Here is a 16222-nt window from a genome sequence, read left to right as displayed (position 1 = left end):
GTACCAGCGTGAACTACAGCGTACAAGCCTCTGACCAGCATGAGCAGACCTCGAAAGCGAGTGAGGGGAAACTCTCCGTGGGTTCAAATCCCACCGCTACCGCAGGTGAACGAAGGGCCGGACCCCCGCGGGGTCCGGCCCTTCGTCGTGCTCCGGCTCAGTTGGCCCATCAGTCACCGGGTGCAGGCGACCTCCCCCTGCTGGCGCACTGTGTGGCCCGTGTCACGCCGTCGCACTCACGGCGCCTGCCCCGGGCCAGGCTGGCACACAGGGTGATCCAGTCTGTCCTGTCTGCCCCTAGACGTAGGGTTAAGTCAAGAGCATTACATGATGAGCAGTTTGAGGCGATGTCAGTCATGACACTGCAGCCTCAACGCTCTCTCCACAGAGGCTGGTGACGTAGTGCAGATCCGGGCAGAGAAGCAGTACAACCCCGTGGCCGATGAGGTGAGCGCTCTCGTGGCGGTCACACGGCCGATCATTGCTGGTGTCTACCATTCGATCGGCCAAGACGTGGTAGATGCAATCGGACCGCGTGAGGAAATAAAACTGAAACTCCTCGGGAGAATCAGAAGTAAAGGAGACGGGGACACCGGGATCGCTTTTGAATACACTGTTCACGATGCTGTGACAAATGGAGTTCCCATCGTGATAGAGCGCGTGGCAGACGCTCTATCACACTGCAAGATTCGACGCGGCGACCCATCGTCGATCCTGTTCGCCATCGAGAAAAGCGGATCACAGCAGCTAATCTCCACTGAGATCGACCTCATCACAACAGATTCGAGGGTGTTGTCCGGGGAGCGCGGGCAGCCAGTAAAGTTGATGGGGCAACTCAATAAGATCGCTGCCGCGTTTAGACGTCCCAGCACTCGCGTAAAATTGCCGCAGAGCATCAGAGGACTCTGGAAAGCAGACCTGTTCCTAGGATCCACTGAGCCAGATCACTGGGTAGGAACTACGGTCAAGATCAACCGGTCACATCTAGAGGCGGCCAGGGGCCTTCGCGTGGCGATCGTTCCCAGCCGTTCAGGCGCTTCTGACGCCATCAAGAAGGACGAGCAGAAAAACCTCATCGTCTGCCCTATGCCCCACGACGGAAGTTTCATGCAGGTCTTCTATGAAGGCTGGCGAATCGTGCAGGCACTCTGCGAATCCAACTTCAAGATGCCTAAGGAAGTCGACCTACCTCGACCCATTGACCGAGAAGTGGCGCGCGTCTACATCGAGCGACGAGAGTTTCCAGTTCCCGACGTCCTAGAGGCCACCAAGAAGTTTGCACAGCCAGAGCTTCTTGTCACTGATGAAGCTTCCGCCTCCAACGTAGCCTTTGGGGCAAACGCAAAGCCAGAGACGTCAACGATAATCAGCCCCATCCCACGCACAGGAATCTAGAACTGTGCCATAATTCAGCGACTCCAACAGTGCAATACCCCTGAGTGCGTAGTAGCAATGGTTGAGGGGGGCTGTCCAATCAGAACATCCCCCCTCAACCTATTGAACTTGCAGGCTAGTAAAGCCTACTCCCTATCTACACTGGCTTCTGATGTCTGCCAGATAAAACCGTCAACTTGTTCTGCAATGCTGCTCCGCACCGTGTCGACCATGTGCTGATACCTGGCGGCCATCGCAGTGGAAGACCAGCCCATGAGGCCCATCACGGCCCGCTCCGGGACTCCGAGGATCAGCAGCACTGTTGCGGCTGTGTGGCGGGCGTCGTGGAGGCGGCCGTCTCGGACCTTTGCTGACTTGAGCAGCTCCTTCCATTCGTCGTAGTCGACTCGGGTTGAGGTGCCGCGGCCGGTCTTCGTCGCGAACAGCCAGTCCTCGTCGTGCCAGTTGAGGCCGAGGACCAACGCGACCGCCCAGCGGGCTGAGTTTCGGCGCTTCTCTGCTGCGCGGAGGAGGCGGCGGACCTTCTCCGCCGTGAACGGTTCGATCGCTTTCGTTCACGCGCGGGATCTCCACGAGAGGGCGGCGCGGAGTGTGCGGTGCGCCTGGTGAGCTGTGCCTATCGCAGGTGAACGTCGTGGTTCGGCTCAGTTCGCGTTCCTGCCTGGGGGCACGAAGCTGTCTCGTGCACCGGAAGCGGGCGAGGGGTCCGGCTCGACCTCTCGGTGGCGCGCGAGGATGTTGATGGCGTTAGTTCGGCGCACGTGGCAGATCTGGAGGGGAGGAAGCATGGATGCTCGCCAGGTCGACCCCCGATACGTTCGCTGGGAGGACGGCGAACCTTCGTACCGGGTGGACTTCTGGGACCGTGCCGGCGCCGAGTGCGATGAATGGATCATCGAAGGCGCGGATGACGTCGGGGACGTGATGCGGTGGGCTCACGAGAAAGCGAATGGTCGCGAGTTCGTCGTATACGCCCAGTGTCAGGTCGACGGGGAATTCGGGCTGTTGCGCCTGCACGGGCGTGAACCGACCTGAGGCGTTGCCCTCAACTGTGTTCTGCTCCAGCTGGGACAAGCGTCGCCGACGAAGTAGCGGAGGAGGGCTGTGCTCGCGAGCCTCAGCTGGCGGCCGGAGCCCGCGTTCACGGGCCGTTCCCCTCGTGGAGGTCCCGGTGCCTCAGCTCCTGCTTCATGCGCCGGGCGCTGAGGACGTTGCCCAGCACCGATGCGGCGAGGGCGAAGGTGACGCCCGCCGCATTCCACGTAAAGCCGCTGATGAAAGCGGTCAGCACGGTGAGAGCCAGGAAGAGCACGGAGAGGAATGCCAGCGCCTGCATCGTGCGCACTCTCGGGGCTGGTAGATCTCGCACGGCTTCCTCTCGATCCGCCCCCTGATGGCTGACCCGGGGACGGTAGGGGACGGAGGCGGGCGGCGGGAAATTGATCTCGGGGCTACGGGCGGACTGTTGACAGGCCCCCCTCGGGACTGGATGCTGCTGCTCGCCGTACCGGCCGAACGCGTGGTCGGTGCGTGGGACGGGGGAGGAACCGTGGGGGACTTAGGGGAGTCGGGCAGAGCGGCGTGTCTCGTGGTCGTCGGGGCGAATCCGACCGTGGCCCAAGCCGCGGCGACGCTGCCGGGTGACGTGGTCCACGTACAGCTGCCGGGCGCTCCGGCCCTCGGGCCTGACGACCGGGTGCTGACCGCCGACTTCCTGGATCTAACCGCCTTCCTCGCCTTCACCGATGAGGTCTTGCGGCCCCTGCGGCCCGCCGCGGTCGTCTCGCTCACCGAACTCGGGCTCGAAGCGGCCGCCTCGGCCGCGCGCCGGCTCGGCGTCACGGGGGTCGACCCGGACGTCGTACGGGTCACTCGCAACAAGCTGGAGATGCGGCGGGTCCTGGAGCGGAAGGCCCCGCATCTGAATCCGGCCTTCGCCGCGGGGGACGACGCGGAGGCGGTGGCCGCGCTGTTCGCGCGCTACGGGCGGGCCGTGGCCAAGCCGGTGAACGGGGTCGGCAGCGCCTCCGTGGCCCTGGTCGAGGGGATCGACGCGCTCCCCGACGAACGGCGTACGGGCGCGACGTTGCTCGAACAGTTCGCAGAGGGGCGGGAGTTCAGCGTCGAGGCGCTCTCCGAGGGCGGCGCGCACACCGTGCTCGGGATCGCGGAGAAGGGCGTCACGGACGGGTTCGTCGAGGTCAGCCACATGATGCCGGCGCCCTCGCTGGACGCGCGCCGGCGGCGTCTGGTCGCACGGGCCGTCGGCGAACTGCTCGACGCGCTCGGGCTCACCGAAGGACCCAGCCACACCGAGGTCAAGGTCGACGGCGACAAGGTCCTCGTGATCGAGACGCACACCCGGCTCGGCGGCGACGGCATCGCCGACCTCGTGCGGCTCACGACCGGGGTCGAGTGGCGCGGCACCGCGCTCGGCTGGGCGGTCGGCGCGGGGGTACGGCGGGGCCCCGTCACCGCGCCCGCGGCCGCCACCGTCTTCCCCACAGCGGCGCCGGGGCTGGTCACGGCCGTCGCGCCGCGCCCCGAGCTCGTACACGGGGATGTCCACTGCTGGGATCTGTCCGTACGGGCCGGGGACGAGGTACGCGCGCTGCGCTCCTCCACCGACCGGCTCGGGATGGCCGTGCTGACCGCCGACGGCACCGACGCCTGCGCGAGGGCCGTCGCGGAACTGCTCGCCCTGCCGGTGATCACCACCAGCACCTGAGCCACCACTCGGTCCTGAGCAGCGAGCAGCCCGGACCTGAGCCACCCGCAGCACCACCTCACCACCGCGCCCCGCCGGCGCACCTCTTCACCGCACCGCTTCACCGCACCGCTTCACCGCACCTCTTCACCGCCGACGACGGCGACTTCACCTCATGGGGGACACGTGTCCGTGCAGAACGAGCCGATCCAGAACGCGCCGATTTCTTATGACTTCCACGGCGACATCTCCTTTTCGACGCCCTTCAAGGACATCAGGCCCGAGGACATCCACCTCTATCTCGACCTCGACACCAAGGTCGGGAAGAACACCTGCGGGCAGAAGTGCACGCACTGCTGGTTCGTCAACTACGAGAAGGTGTACGACAAGTCCTTCGCCATGGAGGAGGGGCCCCGCATCCTGAGGGGCCTCCAGGCGCGCGGCTACCAGGTCTATCCCCGCTATGTGGACAGCTTCGCCTACGACGGCGCGTTCATGCGGATCTACGGGCCCGCCAACAACCGCGAGTTCCGGCAGGAGTCCGACCACAAGCCCACCGAGACGATGGAGAAGGGCGACGCGTGGACCAGCGGCCGCCCGCTGCTCGCCGACAACTGGGCCGAACTCCTCGACCTGGCCGCGGAGAACGGCTACGGCACCATCTCCATCACGTACCACGGCGTGATCGACGAGGACCTGAACGTCGCCGACCACAAGACGTACCCCATCAAGGGCGTCTTCTCCGGCGCCGACACCGAGGAGGTGCTGCGCCGCATCGCCTCGTACAACAAGGGCGTGGCCCCCGAGGACGCCTTCCGGGTCAACATCGGCGTGACCGTCGGGCGGCACAACCACGGCCGGACCTCGCTGGAGCGCTACGCGCGCTACTTCGACAAGCTGGGCGTGGCCACCGTGCGGTTCAACAACTTCACCGACCACGGCGGGCGCCACCCCGAACTGCGGCTGTCCCGCGAGGAGGTCGCGCAGGCGTACCGCGACTTCAAGTGGATCCACGAGACGATCCCGCTCGGCTTCCAGCTCGGCGTGAGCGAGGACTTCGGCACCTCGGGGATCAAGGCCATGGGCTTCCCCGGACACGTCGGCTGGTGCAGGGCGGGGCGCCAGCTTTTCGCGGCCATCCCCGCGCAGGAGGAGGTGCTGTCCGACGGGCCCGGGGGCCGCCGCGAGAAGATCGGCGACATCGTCGGCTGCGTCAACACCTTCGAGCCGCACCTGGGGATACTCGTCCGCACGGTCACCGCGGGCGAGGCGGGTGAGGGCGGGGCGGGCGAAGAGACCTCGTACGACGTCGAGTTCGACCACGACGAGATCGAGGCGTTCACCGCCAAGCGGCTCGCCGGCACGTACAAGGACGGCTGCTTCGCCACCGAGCTGTCGGAGGAGCTGGGCCTGGTCTCCCGCGTTCCGGAGCGCCGCCGCCTGCCGCTCCTCACCGGACCCCAGGCACCCGCCCCTGTCACCTCCGCCTCCCGGGCCTGAGCCGAGGGGATGACCGCCGCGATGCGCCACGTCCTCGTCTTCGCCAAGACGCCCTACGAGAAGACCCCGTACGACCGGTGGCTGGCCGGCACGGGGGTGGTCCCGGTGATCGTGACCGCGCGCGAGTACGCGGAGGGGTACGCGCACCTGCCGCATGTGCACGCCTTCGACGCGTACGACACCAGCCAGTTGGTCGAGAAGGCCGCGCTGCGGCTGGCCCGCGAGTTCGCGGTGGATGCGGTCTTCGCGCGCGCCGAGGCGGACGTCGTACGGGCGGCCCGGCTGCGCGAGCGGCTCGGGCTGCCGGGGCAGCACACGGCGAGCGCGCTCGCCTTCCGCGACAAGGTGGTCATGAAGGACCATCTCGCCGGGGCCGCCGTCGAGGTGCCCGCGTACGAGCGGGTCGAATCGGCCCATACCGTCCTCGACTTCGTCGAACGGCACGGCTACCCGGTCGTGGTCAAGCCGGTGTCCGAGTCGGGCTCGCTGGGCGCGGCAGTCATCCGCGACGAGGCGGAGCTGGACGCGTACCTCGCTGATCCGTGGCGCGGGCCGAGCGAGGTCGAGGCGTTCGTGCCCGGCCGGATGTACCACGTGGACGGGCTGGTGACCGGCGGCGACGTGGTCTTCGTCCATCCCTTCCGGTACCTCAACGACTGCCTGTCCTTCCGGCGGAACGAGTGGGTGGCCAACGTTCCGCTCTCGCCGCGCGACCCCGCGTACGACCGGCTGGTGAAGGCGGCGCTGTCGGTGCTGGAGGCGCTGCCGACGCCGCGACAGACGGCCTTCCACGCGGAGTTCTGGATCACTCCGGACGACCGGCTGGTCTTCTGCGAGATCGCCGGGCGCACCGGCGGCGGCATGATCAGCGCGATGGTCCGGCACGCGTTCGGGCTCGACCTGGACAGGGAGTGGCTGTACGCGGAGTGCGGGCTGCCGACGGCGGCCGGTGACCCAGTGTCGTCCGGTGCTCTCGCGGCGCTTCCCGCGTACCGGCCCGCCGGCGCGCTGTGCATTCCGCCGCAGAGCGGGGTGCTGGAGCGGCTGCCGGCGACCGGTCCGGGGAGCGGGCAGCCCGCGTGCGTGCGCGAGACGGTGCTGACCGGCGCCGTCGGCGAACGGTTCCACGGGGGCGTCAAGTCCGGCCTGTTCCTCGCCGGTTACGTGGTGGGCGGGGAGACGGAGGACGAGGTGGCGGCGCACATCGGACAGGTCGCGGACTGGTTCGCGGAGAACTCCCGGTGGCGGGGCGCGGAGTGCTCGGGAGGCGCGGAGTGAACGCGACGACGCCCACGGGAAACGGCGCTGGTGAGCACGTCGGCCCGCTCGTCTCCCCCGCCCGACTGGCCGCGCTGCTCGAGGAAGGCGCGGGCCGCGTGATCCCCTTCGACGCCTCCGTCGGCGCGCACCGCGGCGCGGCCGCGCGCATCCCCGGGGCCCGGCCCTTCGACCTCGACGGGCGGCTGTCCGACCACGCCTCGGCGCTGCCGCACACCATGCCCGGCGCAGAGGAGTTCACCGAGGAACTGCGCGCGCTCGGTGTGCACGACGGCGACACCCTCGTCGTCTACGACGCGCAGGGCGTGTACTCCAGCGCCCGTGCCTGGTGGATGCTGCGCGCCATGGGCGCCGGCCGGGTCGCCGTACTCGACGGCGGACTGCCCGCCTGGACCGCGGCCGGACTCCCCGTCGAGCCCGCGCCCGCCGCCTACGAGGGGCCGCGCGGAACCTTCACCGCGCGGCCCGTGACCGGCATGTTCGCCGACGCCGACACCGTCGCCGCCGCCCTCGCCGACCCGTCGGCCGCCGTCCTCGACGCGCGCTCCGCCGGGCGGTACGCGGGCACGGCGCCCGAGCCGCGCCCCGGCCTGCGCGGCGGCCACATGCCGGGATCCGCCAGCCTGCCCTTCGGGCGGCTCCAGCGGGACGGCGGCACGATGCGGCCCGCGCGCGAGCTGCGTACGGAGATCGAGGCGGCGGCCGGTGACCGCGAGCGGCTGTATCTGAGCTGCGGCTCCGGCGTCACCGCCTGCGTCCTCGCGCTCGGCGCGACCCTGGCCGGCTACCGCGACCTGACCGTGTACGACGGTTCGTGGAGCGAGTGGGGGCTGCCCTCCGCGCGGCCGGTGGCCACCGGGGAATCGCCGGGCGGAAGCGGTACGTCGGGTGGGAGCGGTGCGTCGTGTGCGGGCGGTGCGTCGTGAGCGCGGGGCGGCCCGGCGCCGGGCTCGCCGCGAAGTGGCGCACGTTCACCGGACTGCCCTCCGGGCTCAAGGCGCTGATCGGCCTGTCCTTCGTCGTCGCGCTCGGCAGCTACATGGTGACCCCCTTCATCGGCGTGCTGATGGTGCAGGCCGTCGGGCTGGACGTCCGGGTGGCCGGGGCCCTGGTCGCGGTGGCCACCTTCATCCAGTTCGGCGGGAGCATCCTCGGCGGCGCGGTCGTGGACAGGCTCGGGCTCAAGCGGACCATGGTGCTCGCGCTCGCCCTGCGTACGGCCGGTCTCGTGCTGCTCGGGCTGGCGGTCGAGCTGCCCTGGGTCGCCTACCCCGCCGTGGTCCTCGTGGCGGGCGGTCCCGCGCTGTACCTCCCGGCGAACAAGGCGTACATCGTCACCAGCGTCTCCGAACGCCTCCGCCCGCTCTTCCTCGGCGTGAGCAGCGCCGCGCTCAACGCGGGCATGGGGCTCGGACCGCTGCTCGCCGCCGTGCTGCTGGACGCCGACCCCGTCCTGCTGCTCATCGGCCTCGCCGGGCTCTTCGCGCTGATCACCGGGGCACACCAGGCGGCGCTGAGGCCGGTCGAGCGGCGGGAGGAGGCGGAGCCGGGTCCAGAGCCGGTGGCGGAGCAGGCCCCGGAGCCGGTCACGGCCGGCGGGAAGCGGGCCGCGCTGCGCGGCGCCCTCCGCCCGGCCCTGTTCACCGCCCTCGCCTTCTACCTCTACTTCTTCTTCCAGAGCTTCATGGGCCTGTACGCGGCCGGAGTGTCCGACATCCGGCTCCTGGGCTGGGTGATGCTGCTCAACTGCGCCATGGTGGTGCTGCTCCAGCCGGCGCTCGCCGACCGCATCGCGCGCGCCGACTACCGCCTGCTGGTGGGCGGTTCGTTCGCCCTGATGGGAGTCGGTACGGCGGCGATGGCGCTCGGCGGCGCCCCGGCGCTGCTGGCCGGCACCGCGCTCTTCACGCTCGGCGAGATCTTCCTGTTCCTGCGCTGCGACCTGGAACTCGTCGAGCGCGTGCCGGGCAACCCCGCCTTCGCCTTCGGCGTCCAGCGGCTGACCGCCGGCATCGGCGGACTCCTCGCGGGCGTCGTCGGCGGCTTCGTCTTCGCGCATTACAAGGCCGCCGGGGACCTGGACACCTTCTGGCTGGCGGTCGCGGCACAGTGCGCGGTCGCCGTACTCCTCGCTCTGCTCCTGGGCGGCCGCCGCAGGTCAGAGGCCCGGGCCGACGTCCCGGCGCCGCCGCCGTACGAGTCGAGCGCGGCCGCGACGGGAGCGGCGGGAGCGGCGGACGAGGAGGCGGCCCGGTGAGCGAGTCCAGGGCCGGGTCCGCCTCCGAGCCCGCCTCCGCACCCGAGTCCGCGCGCGAGACGCTCTTCGTGCACGCCGGATCCGACCCCCGCCGGCAGGGCGGCTATGTGAACCCGCCCGTGCACCGCGCCTCCACCGTCCTGTACGAGAGCACCGCCGAGATGGCGGCCTCCCAGGCGGACCCGCTCAAGCGCGGCACCCCGGTGTACGGCCGCTTCGGCACCCCCACGGCGCGCGCCTTCGAGGAGGCGCTGGCCGAGCTGGAGGGCGGTCACGCGGCGGTGGCGACGTGTTCGGGCCTCTCGGCGGCCACCACGGCGATCCTCGCGTACGCACGGGCGGGCGACCACCTGCTCGTCAGCGACTCCGTCTACCTCCCGACCAGGAGGTTCTGCGATTCGCTCGCGGCGCTGGGCGTGGAGACCGAGTACTACGACCCGGCGGCGGGCGGCGCGGCCGTCGCGGAGCTGATACGCCCTCACACCCGGCTGCTGTACCTGGAGTCCCCGGGGTCCACCACGTTCGAGGTGCAGGACATCCCGGCGATCACCGCGGTGTGCCGCGCCCGCGGGGTGACCACCCTCGCGGACAACACCTGGGCCACGCCCGCCTTCTGCCGGCCGCTGGCGCTGGGCGCCGGCGTGGACGCGGTGGTGCACTCGGCGACGAAGTACCTGACGGGGCACGCCGACAGCATCCTCGGCGCGGTCGTCTGCACGCAGGAGAGCCATCCGGTGATCCGTTCCGCGGCGGTCAGGCTCGGCCAGTGCGCGGGGGCCGACGACCTCTACCTGGGCCTGCGCGGGCTGCGCACCCTGGGCGTACGGCTGGAGCGCCATCAGGAACAGGGGCTTGAGCTGGCCCGTTGGCTCGCCGGGCAGGAGGGCGTGGCGGCCGTACTGCACCCGGGGCTGCCGGGCGACCCCGGCCATGAGCTGTGGCGCCGTGACTTCACCGGCGCCACGGGGCTGTTCGGCGTGGAACTGGAGCCGGGCCCCGGCGCGGCGGCCGTCGACGCGATGCTCGACCGGCTGCGGCTCTTCGGTCTCGGCCACAGCTACGGCGGCTACGAGAGCCTGATCGTGCCGGCCGACCCGGTCTCCCACCGCCTGCCCGGCACCTGGGCGGGACGCGGGCCGCTGCTGCGGGTGCACGCCGGATTCGAGAGTCCGGACGATCTCAAGAGGGACCTGTCGGCGGGCCTGGCGGCCCTGCTGGGCGGGGGCTGACCGCACGCGGCGCCCCCGCCCGGCCCGCTAATCGCGTGACCGTCGGGCGGTGACCGTGCCCTGCGCCGTCCACAGCGCGGCCACCAGCAGCAGTGCCGCCGTGTACGCGGGATCGCCGGCGCCGCTCCAGAGGGAGAGCAGGGCGAACAGCCCCGCCATCAGGAAGCTGAACGCGGCGCTCGGCCTCCTCCCCCTGACCGGGCTGCCGGTGTGCATCAGGAGCACCCCCACGCGGAGACGACCGCGCCGAGGACGGTGATCCCCGTCGGCCCGGTGCCGATGAAGCCGAGCCCCGCGACGCCGAGGCCCGCCGCGCACTTCCGCGCCTGGTCCTGCTGCTTCGGCGTCATCTTGGGACCGCCGACGAAGCGGTAGTTCTTGCCCTTGTACGAGACGCAGCCGACGGAGGGCGAGCAGTACTCGGTGTCCGGCAGCCGCTTGTAGGCCCGCTTCCCGCACCCGTCGCCGGGGTAGCAGTACTTGGACTTCTTCACCTTCACGCACTTCTTCGGGGCGCAGACCTTCTTCGTCGCCGCCGCTTCCGCCGGGCCCGCCTGGGCCGCGACCAGGAAGGCGGCGAAGAGCAGCGCCAGGACGGTGACGGAACGCCTGCCGACATACATGCCGGTCGCGAACGCGCGCATTATTCCCCCATTTTTGTTGTGAGTTCCCCGTGGAAAGCGCTGGTCAGAGGCGCTTTCGCGGCCACGCTTTCACTCGTGACAGACACATGTCAACGCATGCGGAGGCGCGCGTTCGGAGGCCGCGCGAAGAGGCTCGGGGGAACGAAGAGCTCGGGGGAAGCGACTCAGGGGGGACAGGCCGCTTCCCCCGATGGACGGGACGTCGATCCGGCCGCGCACCCATCAGGGGGAGGGGAGATGCGCGGGGCCGGACCCCGCAGAGCGTCCCGCCGTCCGCCTCCGGCTCCTGCCAGGTCCGGAGGCTCGCCTTCCATGGTGCGCGGACAAAGAGGGACAGTTCAGCGGCAAAGGGCCCTGATTGCTGGGGCTTTGGTCCCTACGCCGGGATCACGTTCCGGCCACCTCTGGTTAGACTCACCCGACCGCACAGGGGATCCACTACGAGTAGCCGCGGGAGGGGCGAGCAATGGTCCAGGCGAAGAAGCTCACGCTGTACATCCTGATCGTCTTCGTGCTGTACACGATCATCACCTCACCCGCCCGCGCGGCGGACCTCGTGCAGATCGGCTTCGAGGGGATCTCCAGCGCCGCGCAGGGCGTCGGCCGCTTCTTCACCGAGCTCATCAGCTAGTCCCGGACCCGCGCCCGGACCGCTCCGGGCCCGCCCGCTTCACTCCCCCTTACCTCCGCGCAGCGATTCGCGCCGCCCCGTTCACCCCGTGGACGGGGCCTTTCGTGTGCCGTTGGGCAGCGCCTCACGGGATCGCACGCGCTCCACGTACGGAGCGTGGTGAAAAGTCCCAACTGGTGTACAACACGGCGTAATACGGTGCTTGCACACTGTGCACATGTCTTGTGATGCTATGACCGCTTTGTGCGGATGACTGGATGAGACCGACCTGCGTGAGCTGCACCGTGACCTGCACCGTGAGCTGCACCGTGAAGGCCGTAAGGAGTGGTGGCTGAGTGGCGGCGACCCAGACCCGCGTGAAACGGGGCGCGGATGCCCGGGCACTGACCCAGGTGCTCTTCGAGCGCCTGACGGGGCTGACGCGGGGTACGGCCGAGTACAACCGGGTCAGGGACGAGCTCATCGAGGCGAATCTGCCGCTGGTGCGCTATGTGGCCGCGCGCTTCCGCAGCCGCAACGAGCCGATGGAGGACGTCGTCCAGGTCGGGACCATCGGGCTGATCAACGCGATCGACCGGTTCGACGCGGAGCGCGGCGTGCAGTTCCCGACCTTCGCGATGCCGACGATCATCGGCGAGATCCGCCGCTACTTCCGGGACAACGTCCGCACGGTGCACGTGCCGCGCCGGCTGCACGAGATGTGGGTGCAGGTCAGCAGCGCGACCGAGGACCTGACGACGCTGCTGGGCCGGTCGCCCTCCACCGCGGAGATCGCCGAGCGGCTGCAGCTCGGCGAGGACGAGGTGCTCGCCTGCATCGAGGCGGGCCGGGCCTACCGCGCCACCTCGCTGGAGGCCGCGCAGGAGCGCGAGGACGGCGCCCCGGGACTGCTCGACAGGCTCGGTTACGAGGACCCCGAACTGGACGGCGTCGAGCACCGCGACCTCGTACGGCATCTGCTCGTACAGCTGCCCGAGAGGGAGCAGCGGATCCTGCTGCTGCGCTACTACCGGAATCTGACGCAGTCACAGATCAGCGCCGAGCTCGGGGTCTCGCAGATGCATGTGTCCAGGCTGCTGGCCCGGAGCTTCGCGCGGCTCAGGGCCGCAAATCGGATCGACGCCTAACCGGTACGGGCGACCCGGCTCCCGTGATCCCGGGCTCATCTCTGCAGTTTTATCGACATGAAGCTACGTCGCGTTGCTGACTTGTGACATTCTGCAAGAGCTGCGTTTGCCGTGGCGGCGCTCCCGGTATTCAGGGGGAGGTGCATCCCTCATGCGAGGGCGCCGCCGCGACCCGTCCGCGACCTCAAGGGGGTGGCATGTCCGTAGAACTGGGCAGCTCCAAGGTGCTCACAGAGTCGAAGGTGCTCACCGAGATCACCGAGATGACGACCACCGACGATCGGCACGAGGTGCTGGATGACGTTTCCGCCGGTCACGAAGTCCCCGCACTGCCAGGCGAGTCGGGCCTTCCGGAGGCGGGGCTCACCGAGCCGGGCCTCGGCGAGCCGGGACTCTCCGAGGCCGTCGCCGCGGTGACCGCCGCGCCCGAAGCCGAGCACGCCGAGGACACGTTCGACACCCGCACCCTGTCCCGCTCCCTCTTCCTGCGGCTGGCCACACTGGACCCGGACAGCGTCGAGCGCGCCTATGTCCGGGACACGTTGATCGAGCTCAACCTGCCGCTGGTGCGGTATGCGGCGGCCCGCTTCCGCAGCCGCAACGAGCCGATGGAGGACATCGTCCAGGTCGGAACGATCGGCCTGATCAAGGCGATCGACCGCTTCGACTGCGAACGGGGCGTGGAGTTCCCGACGTTCGCGATGCCGACCGTGGTCGGCGAGATCAAGCGGTTCTTCCGGGACACCTCGTGGTCGGTGCGGGTGCCGCGCCGGCTCCAGGAGCTGCGGCTCGCGCTCACCAAGGCGAGCGACGACCTGTCCCAGACCCTGGACCGCTCCCCGACCGTGACCGAACTCGCCGACTGCCTGGGGGTGTCGGAGGAGGACGTGGTGGACGGCCTGGCGGTGGGGAACGCCTACACGGCCTCCTCGCTCGACTCCCCCTCGATGGAGGACGACGGCGGCGAGGGCTCGCTCGCCGACCGCCTGGGGTACGAGGACGGCGCGCTCGAGGGCGTGGAGTACCGCGAGTCGCTCAAGCCCCTGCTGGCCAAACTCCCGCCCAGGGAGCGGCAGATCATCATGCTCCGCTTCTTCGCCAACATGACCCAGTCGCAGATCGGCGAGGAGGTCGGCATCTCGCAGATGCACGTGTCACGGCTGCTGACCCGCACGCTCGCCCAGCTGCGCGAGGGGCTGATCGCGGAAGACTAGAGGCTTCGGGAGGGCCGGTTGGCACGGGGGACACCACACGACGCGGGGTTCACATCTGACATACCGTCAGCGACACTGCCGGGATGCGAGAGCGGCTGCGGCACCACATACGTACCCAGAGCGCATCCTTCGGCAGGTTCGCCAGGAGCCGCCGGGGCGGCGGCACACTGACCGCCTCGGCGGCTCTGCTGTGCGCGGGCACACTGCTCGCGGCGAGCGGCGACGACGGCGGGCAGTCCCCCTATGTGGCGGTGGGCTCGGCCGGGCACTCCGAGGCGGGCGACTCGGGCAAGCCCGTACCCCCGAAGGGCGGCGTGAAGATGGTTCCGCTGCCACGGGAGGGGCAGGGCGCGGGCTCCTCCGACGGCTCCGGTACGGGGTCCTCCCCCGGCTCCTCGGGTGAGGGGGCGCCCGGGGCGGGAGGCGCGACGGGCTCGGGCTCCGGCTCAGGGGCGGGGTCCGGCTCCGATTCCGGTTCCGCTGGGCAGTCGCCCTCGGCACCGCAGGAGACTCCTGGCGGCGGTGGCGCGCCGGACACGTCGGCACCCGGATCAGGCGGCGGGTCCAACGGCGGCTCGGGCGGCGGCAGTTCGGGCTCGGGCTCCGGCTCGGGCAAGGCGAATCCCGAGGGGCCGGCGAAGGTCGACGCAGGGAAGCCGCACCGCGCGAAGCTCGACGACCGGTGGTGCGAGAAGGTCTCCGTCGTGTTCCGCAACACCGGGGGCCGGGCGGCGAAGTCCGGCACGGTCACGTTCGAGACGCACATCATCGGCGCGCTCGGCGTGGACTGGGGGACGATCAAGACCGAGCGGGCGCTCCCCGCGCCGATCGGGCCCGGGGAGCGGAAGAAGGGCTCGTGGAATGTCTGCGTGGATCAGTGGCGTGTGCCGCTGGGCATGCGCGTGAAGACCGAGGACGTACGGGTCGAGCTGGGCAAGAAGCCGGAGAAGCCGCAGAAGGACGCCGCGCGCGAGGACGGCGACGCGAAGGCCGGCGACAGCAGGAGCGGCGGGGACGGCGAGCAGAAGAGCGGCGGCGGAGTGCTCGGCACGGGGCTCTGACCCCCGCCCCGGCACCCTCGCCCGCGTACGCCTTCAGCGCCCGCGGCGCCGCGTGGGCCCGCAGCGCCGCGTACGCCCGCGACGCCCCGTACAGCCGCGACGCCCGTACGCCCCGGCCGCTCAGCCCAGGGCGAGCCAGGCGGCGGCCGCCACCACGACGACCGCCACGACGATGCCGACGATCAGGCCGACGCGCGGCCCCGAGGAGCGGGGCGGCGCGGCGGCGGGGCCGCGCTGCGGTGCGCTCTCCTCGACGAAGGCGCGGAACATCTGGGTGCTGCCCGCCGGGTCCTGCGCGGGCTCCTGGCCTTGCGGTGCATGGGGGTTGTGAGCCATGCGACAGGACCCTAGCGAACGCGTGCGGCCGCGCGGCAGCCCCGGCCCCCGGTAACCGCTCAACGACGGGCCCCGCGACCCCCTTTCATGATCATCCTTGATCGTCGCCTCACTTCCGCTTTGTTGAATGTTTGCGATCGCGTGCCCGAAATCAACTTGCGTGCAGCAACTAACAGCTCCTATGGTTGCCCTAAGCAACAAACCCATTGGGGGTGCGGATGGCCTCGCGCAGTCAGTACGAGGAGCTGGGTCGGCACCTCAGTGCCATCGGCTCCGTGAAGAGGGAGCTGGCGCGGGGGCTTCCCGTCGACTGTCCGCCCGCTTCGGCCGGCGTACTGGCGCTGCTGGAGAAGTACGGCGAGATGCGCACCAGCCAGCTCGCCGAGCTGCTGGCCATCGACATGTCGGTGACCAGCCGCCACGTGGCGCACGTCGCGGAGCGCGGCTGGATCGAGAAGCACCCCGATCCGCTGGACGGCCGCTCGCGGCTGCTGCGGATCAGCGAACAGGGGCAGCGGCAGCTCAACCTGCTCTCGGAGCGCACGACGGAAGCGCTGGAGCGGCACCTGGGTGACTGGTCCGACGAGGACGTGGAGCGGCTCACCTCCCTGCTGGAGCGGCTCCGTTCGAGTTTCTCCTGCGAGAACCGCGCGGAGCGCGGCGCGGGAGACCGGACCGAAGGACCCGCCGCGCGCGCCGAGAAGACGCGCTGAGAAGACCTCGGCCGACACGGCCCGACGCAGAAGGAAGAAGAAGGAACCGAATGGCAACGACCACACCACAGACCGGTGTGCAGGGGGCCGGTGCCGGCAGCGGGGCGAAGCACGCGTCGCACGCGCGCAG

General features: G+C 70.0%; 17 protein-coding genes and 1 pseudogene. 13 read left to right on the top strand and 5 right to left on the bottom strand.

Annotation, left to right across the window (positions count from 1 at the left end):
* The first annotated feature begins 435 nt into the window (after positions 1–435).
* Positions 436–1395, top strand: a complete 960-nt coding sequence (locus ABEE00_RS22205) for a hypothetical protein (RefSeq protein ID WP_345747369.1) — start codon at positions 436–438, stop codon at positions 1393–1395.
* 125 nt (positions 1396–1520) lie between these two features.
* Here the strand turns inward: ABEE00_RS22205 and ABEE00_RS22200 are convergent.
* Positions 1521–1940 (bottom strand): annotated as a pseudogene (locus ABEE00_RS22200) (tyrosine-type recombinase/integrase); the annotation flags it as partial.
* 241 nt (positions 1941–2181) lie between these two features.
* On the opposite strand from ABEE00_RS22200, the gene ABEE00_RS22195 reads away from it, so the two are divergent.
* The gene (locus ABEE00_RS22195) at positions 2182–2430 is read left to right on the top strand and encodes a hypothetical protein (RefSeq protein WP_345747368.1); all 249 of its coding nucleotides are present in this window, start codon (positions 2182–2184) and stop codon (positions 2428–2430) included.
* A gap of 106 nt (positions 2431–2536) precedes the next feature.
* Here the strand turns inward: ABEE00_RS22195 and ABEE00_RS22190 are convergent, their stop codons facing one another.
* Positions 2537–2731 carry a hypothetical protein gene (locus ABEE00_RS22190; RefSeq protein WP_345747367.1) on the bottom strand — a complete coding sequence of 65 codons (195 nt, stop codon included), beginning with the start codon at positions 2729–2731 and terminating at the stop codon, positions 2537–2539.
* Positions 2732–2860: 129 nt separating this feature from the next.
* Here ABEE00_RS22190 and ABEE00_RS22185 point away from each other — a divergent pair, with 129 nt between their 5' ends.
* The 6 genes from ABEE00_RS22185 (at position 2861) to metC (ending at position 10366) form a co-directional block, all read left to right on the top strand.
* Complete coding sequence (locus ABEE00_RS22185) at positions 2861–4123, top strand: ATP-grasp domain-containing protein (RefSeq protein ID WP_345747366.1); 1263 nt, start codon at positions 2861–2863, stop codon at positions 4121–4123.
* 165 nt (positions 4124–4288) lie between these two features.
* Positions 4289–5602 carry a radical SAM protein gene (locus ABEE00_RS22180; protein ID WP_345747365.1) on the top strand — a complete coding sequence of 438 codons (1314 nt, stop codon included), beginning with the start codon at positions 4289–4291 and terminating at the stop codon, positions 5600–5602.
* Positions 5603–5611: 9 nt separating this feature from the next.
* A complete protein-coding gene (locus tag ABEE00_RS22175) occupies positions 5612–6880 on the top strand; it encodes an ATP-grasp domain-containing protein (RefSeq protein WP_345747364.1) in 1269 nt (422 codons plus the stop codon).
* Complete coding sequence (locus ABEE00_RS22170; protein ID WP_345747363.1) at positions 6877–7806, top strand: sulfurtransferase; 930 nt, start codon at positions 6877–6879, stop codon at positions 7804–7806. The genes ABEE00_RS22175 and ABEE00_RS22170 overlap by 4 nt, the downstream gene beginning before the upstream one ends.
* Complete coding sequence (locus tag ABEE00_RS22165; RefSeq protein ID WP_345747362.1) at positions 7803–9137, top strand: MFS transporter; 1335 nt, start codon at positions 7803–7805, stop codon at positions 9135–9137. The genes ABEE00_RS22170 and ABEE00_RS22165 overlap by 4 nt, the downstream gene beginning before the upstream one ends.
* On the top strand, positions 9134–10366 hold the full coding sequence (gene metC / locus ABEE00_RS22160; RefSeq protein WP_345747361.1) for a cystathionine beta-lyase: 1233 nt from the start codon (positions 9134–9136) through the stop codon (positions 10364–10366). Before ABEE00_RS22165 ends, metC begins: the two co-directional genes overlap by 4 nt.
* Before the next feature lie 27 nt (positions 10367–10393).
* Here the strand turns inward: metC and ABEE00_RS22155 are convergent, their stop codons facing one another.
* On the bottom strand, positions 10394–10582 hold the full coding sequence (locus tag ABEE00_RS22155; protein ID WP_345747360.1) for a hypothetical protein: 189 nt from the start codon (positions 10580–10582) through the stop codon (positions 10394–10396).
* Positions 10582–11010 carry a hypothetical protein gene (locus tag ABEE00_RS22150; protein ID WP_345747359.1) on the bottom strand — a complete coding sequence of 143 codons (429 nt, stop codon included), beginning with the start codon at positions 11008–11010 and terminating at the stop codon, positions 10582–10584. The genes ABEE00_RS22155 and ABEE00_RS22150 overlap by 1 nt, the downstream gene beginning before the upstream one ends.
* Before the next feature lie 466 nt (positions 11011–11476).
* On the opposite strand from ABEE00_RS22150, the gene ABEE00_RS22145 reads away from it, so the two are divergent.
* The 4 genes from ABEE00_RS22145 (at position 11477) to ABEE00_RS22130 (ending at position 15043) form a co-directional block, all read left to right on the top strand.
* Positions 11477–11641: a hypothetical protein gene (locus ABEE00_RS22145; protein WP_345747358.1), complete on the top strand. Its 165-nt coding sequence runs from the start codon at positions 11477–11479 to the stop codon at positions 11639–11641.
* Between the two features lie 335 nt (positions 11642–11976).
* A complete protein-coding gene (locus tag ABEE00_RS22140; protein ID WP_345747357.1) occupies positions 11977–12768 on the top strand; it encodes an RNA polymerase sigma factor SigF in 792 nt (263 codons plus the stop codon).
* A 197-nt stretch (positions 12769–12965) separates the two neighbouring features.
* Positions 12966–13982, top strand: coding sequence for an RNA polymerase sigma factor SigF (locus tag ABEE00_RS22135; protein ID WP_345747356.1), 1017 nt, complete (start codon positions 12966–12968; stop codon positions 13980–13982).
* A gap of 83 nt (positions 13983–14065) precedes the next feature.
* Entirely contained in the window at positions 14066–15043 is a 978-nt protein-coding gene (locus tag ABEE00_RS22130; RefSeq protein WP_345747355.1) for a hypothetical protein, read from the top strand.
* A gap of 120 nt (positions 15044–15163) precedes the next feature.
* Here the strand turns inward: ABEE00_RS22130 and ABEE00_RS22125 are convergent, their stop codons facing one another.
* The gene (locus ABEE00_RS22125; protein ID WP_345747354.1) at positions 15164–15379 is read right to left on the bottom strand and encodes a hypothetical protein; all 216 of its coding nucleotides are present in this window, start codon (positions 15377–15379) and stop codon (positions 15164–15166) included.
* 218 nt (positions 15380–15597) lie between these two features.
* Between ABEE00_RS22125 and ABEE00_RS22120 the strand changes: the two genes are divergently transcribed.
* Entirely contained in the window at positions 15598–16092 is a 495-nt protein-coding gene (locus ABEE00_RS22120) for a MarR family winged helix-turn-helix transcriptional regulator (RefSeq protein ID WP_345747353.1), read from the top strand.
* Positions 16093–16222 lie beyond the last annotated feature (130 nt).

Origin of the sequence: Streptomyces odontomachicola, assembly GCF_039605595.1 — a bacterium.
Classification (GTDB): Bacteria; Actinomycetota; Actinomycetes; order Streptomycetales; family Streptomycetaceae; genus Streptomyces.
Note: the sequence above shows the minus strand (reverse complement) of the source record. Positions and strands in the feature narration are given on the sequence as shown.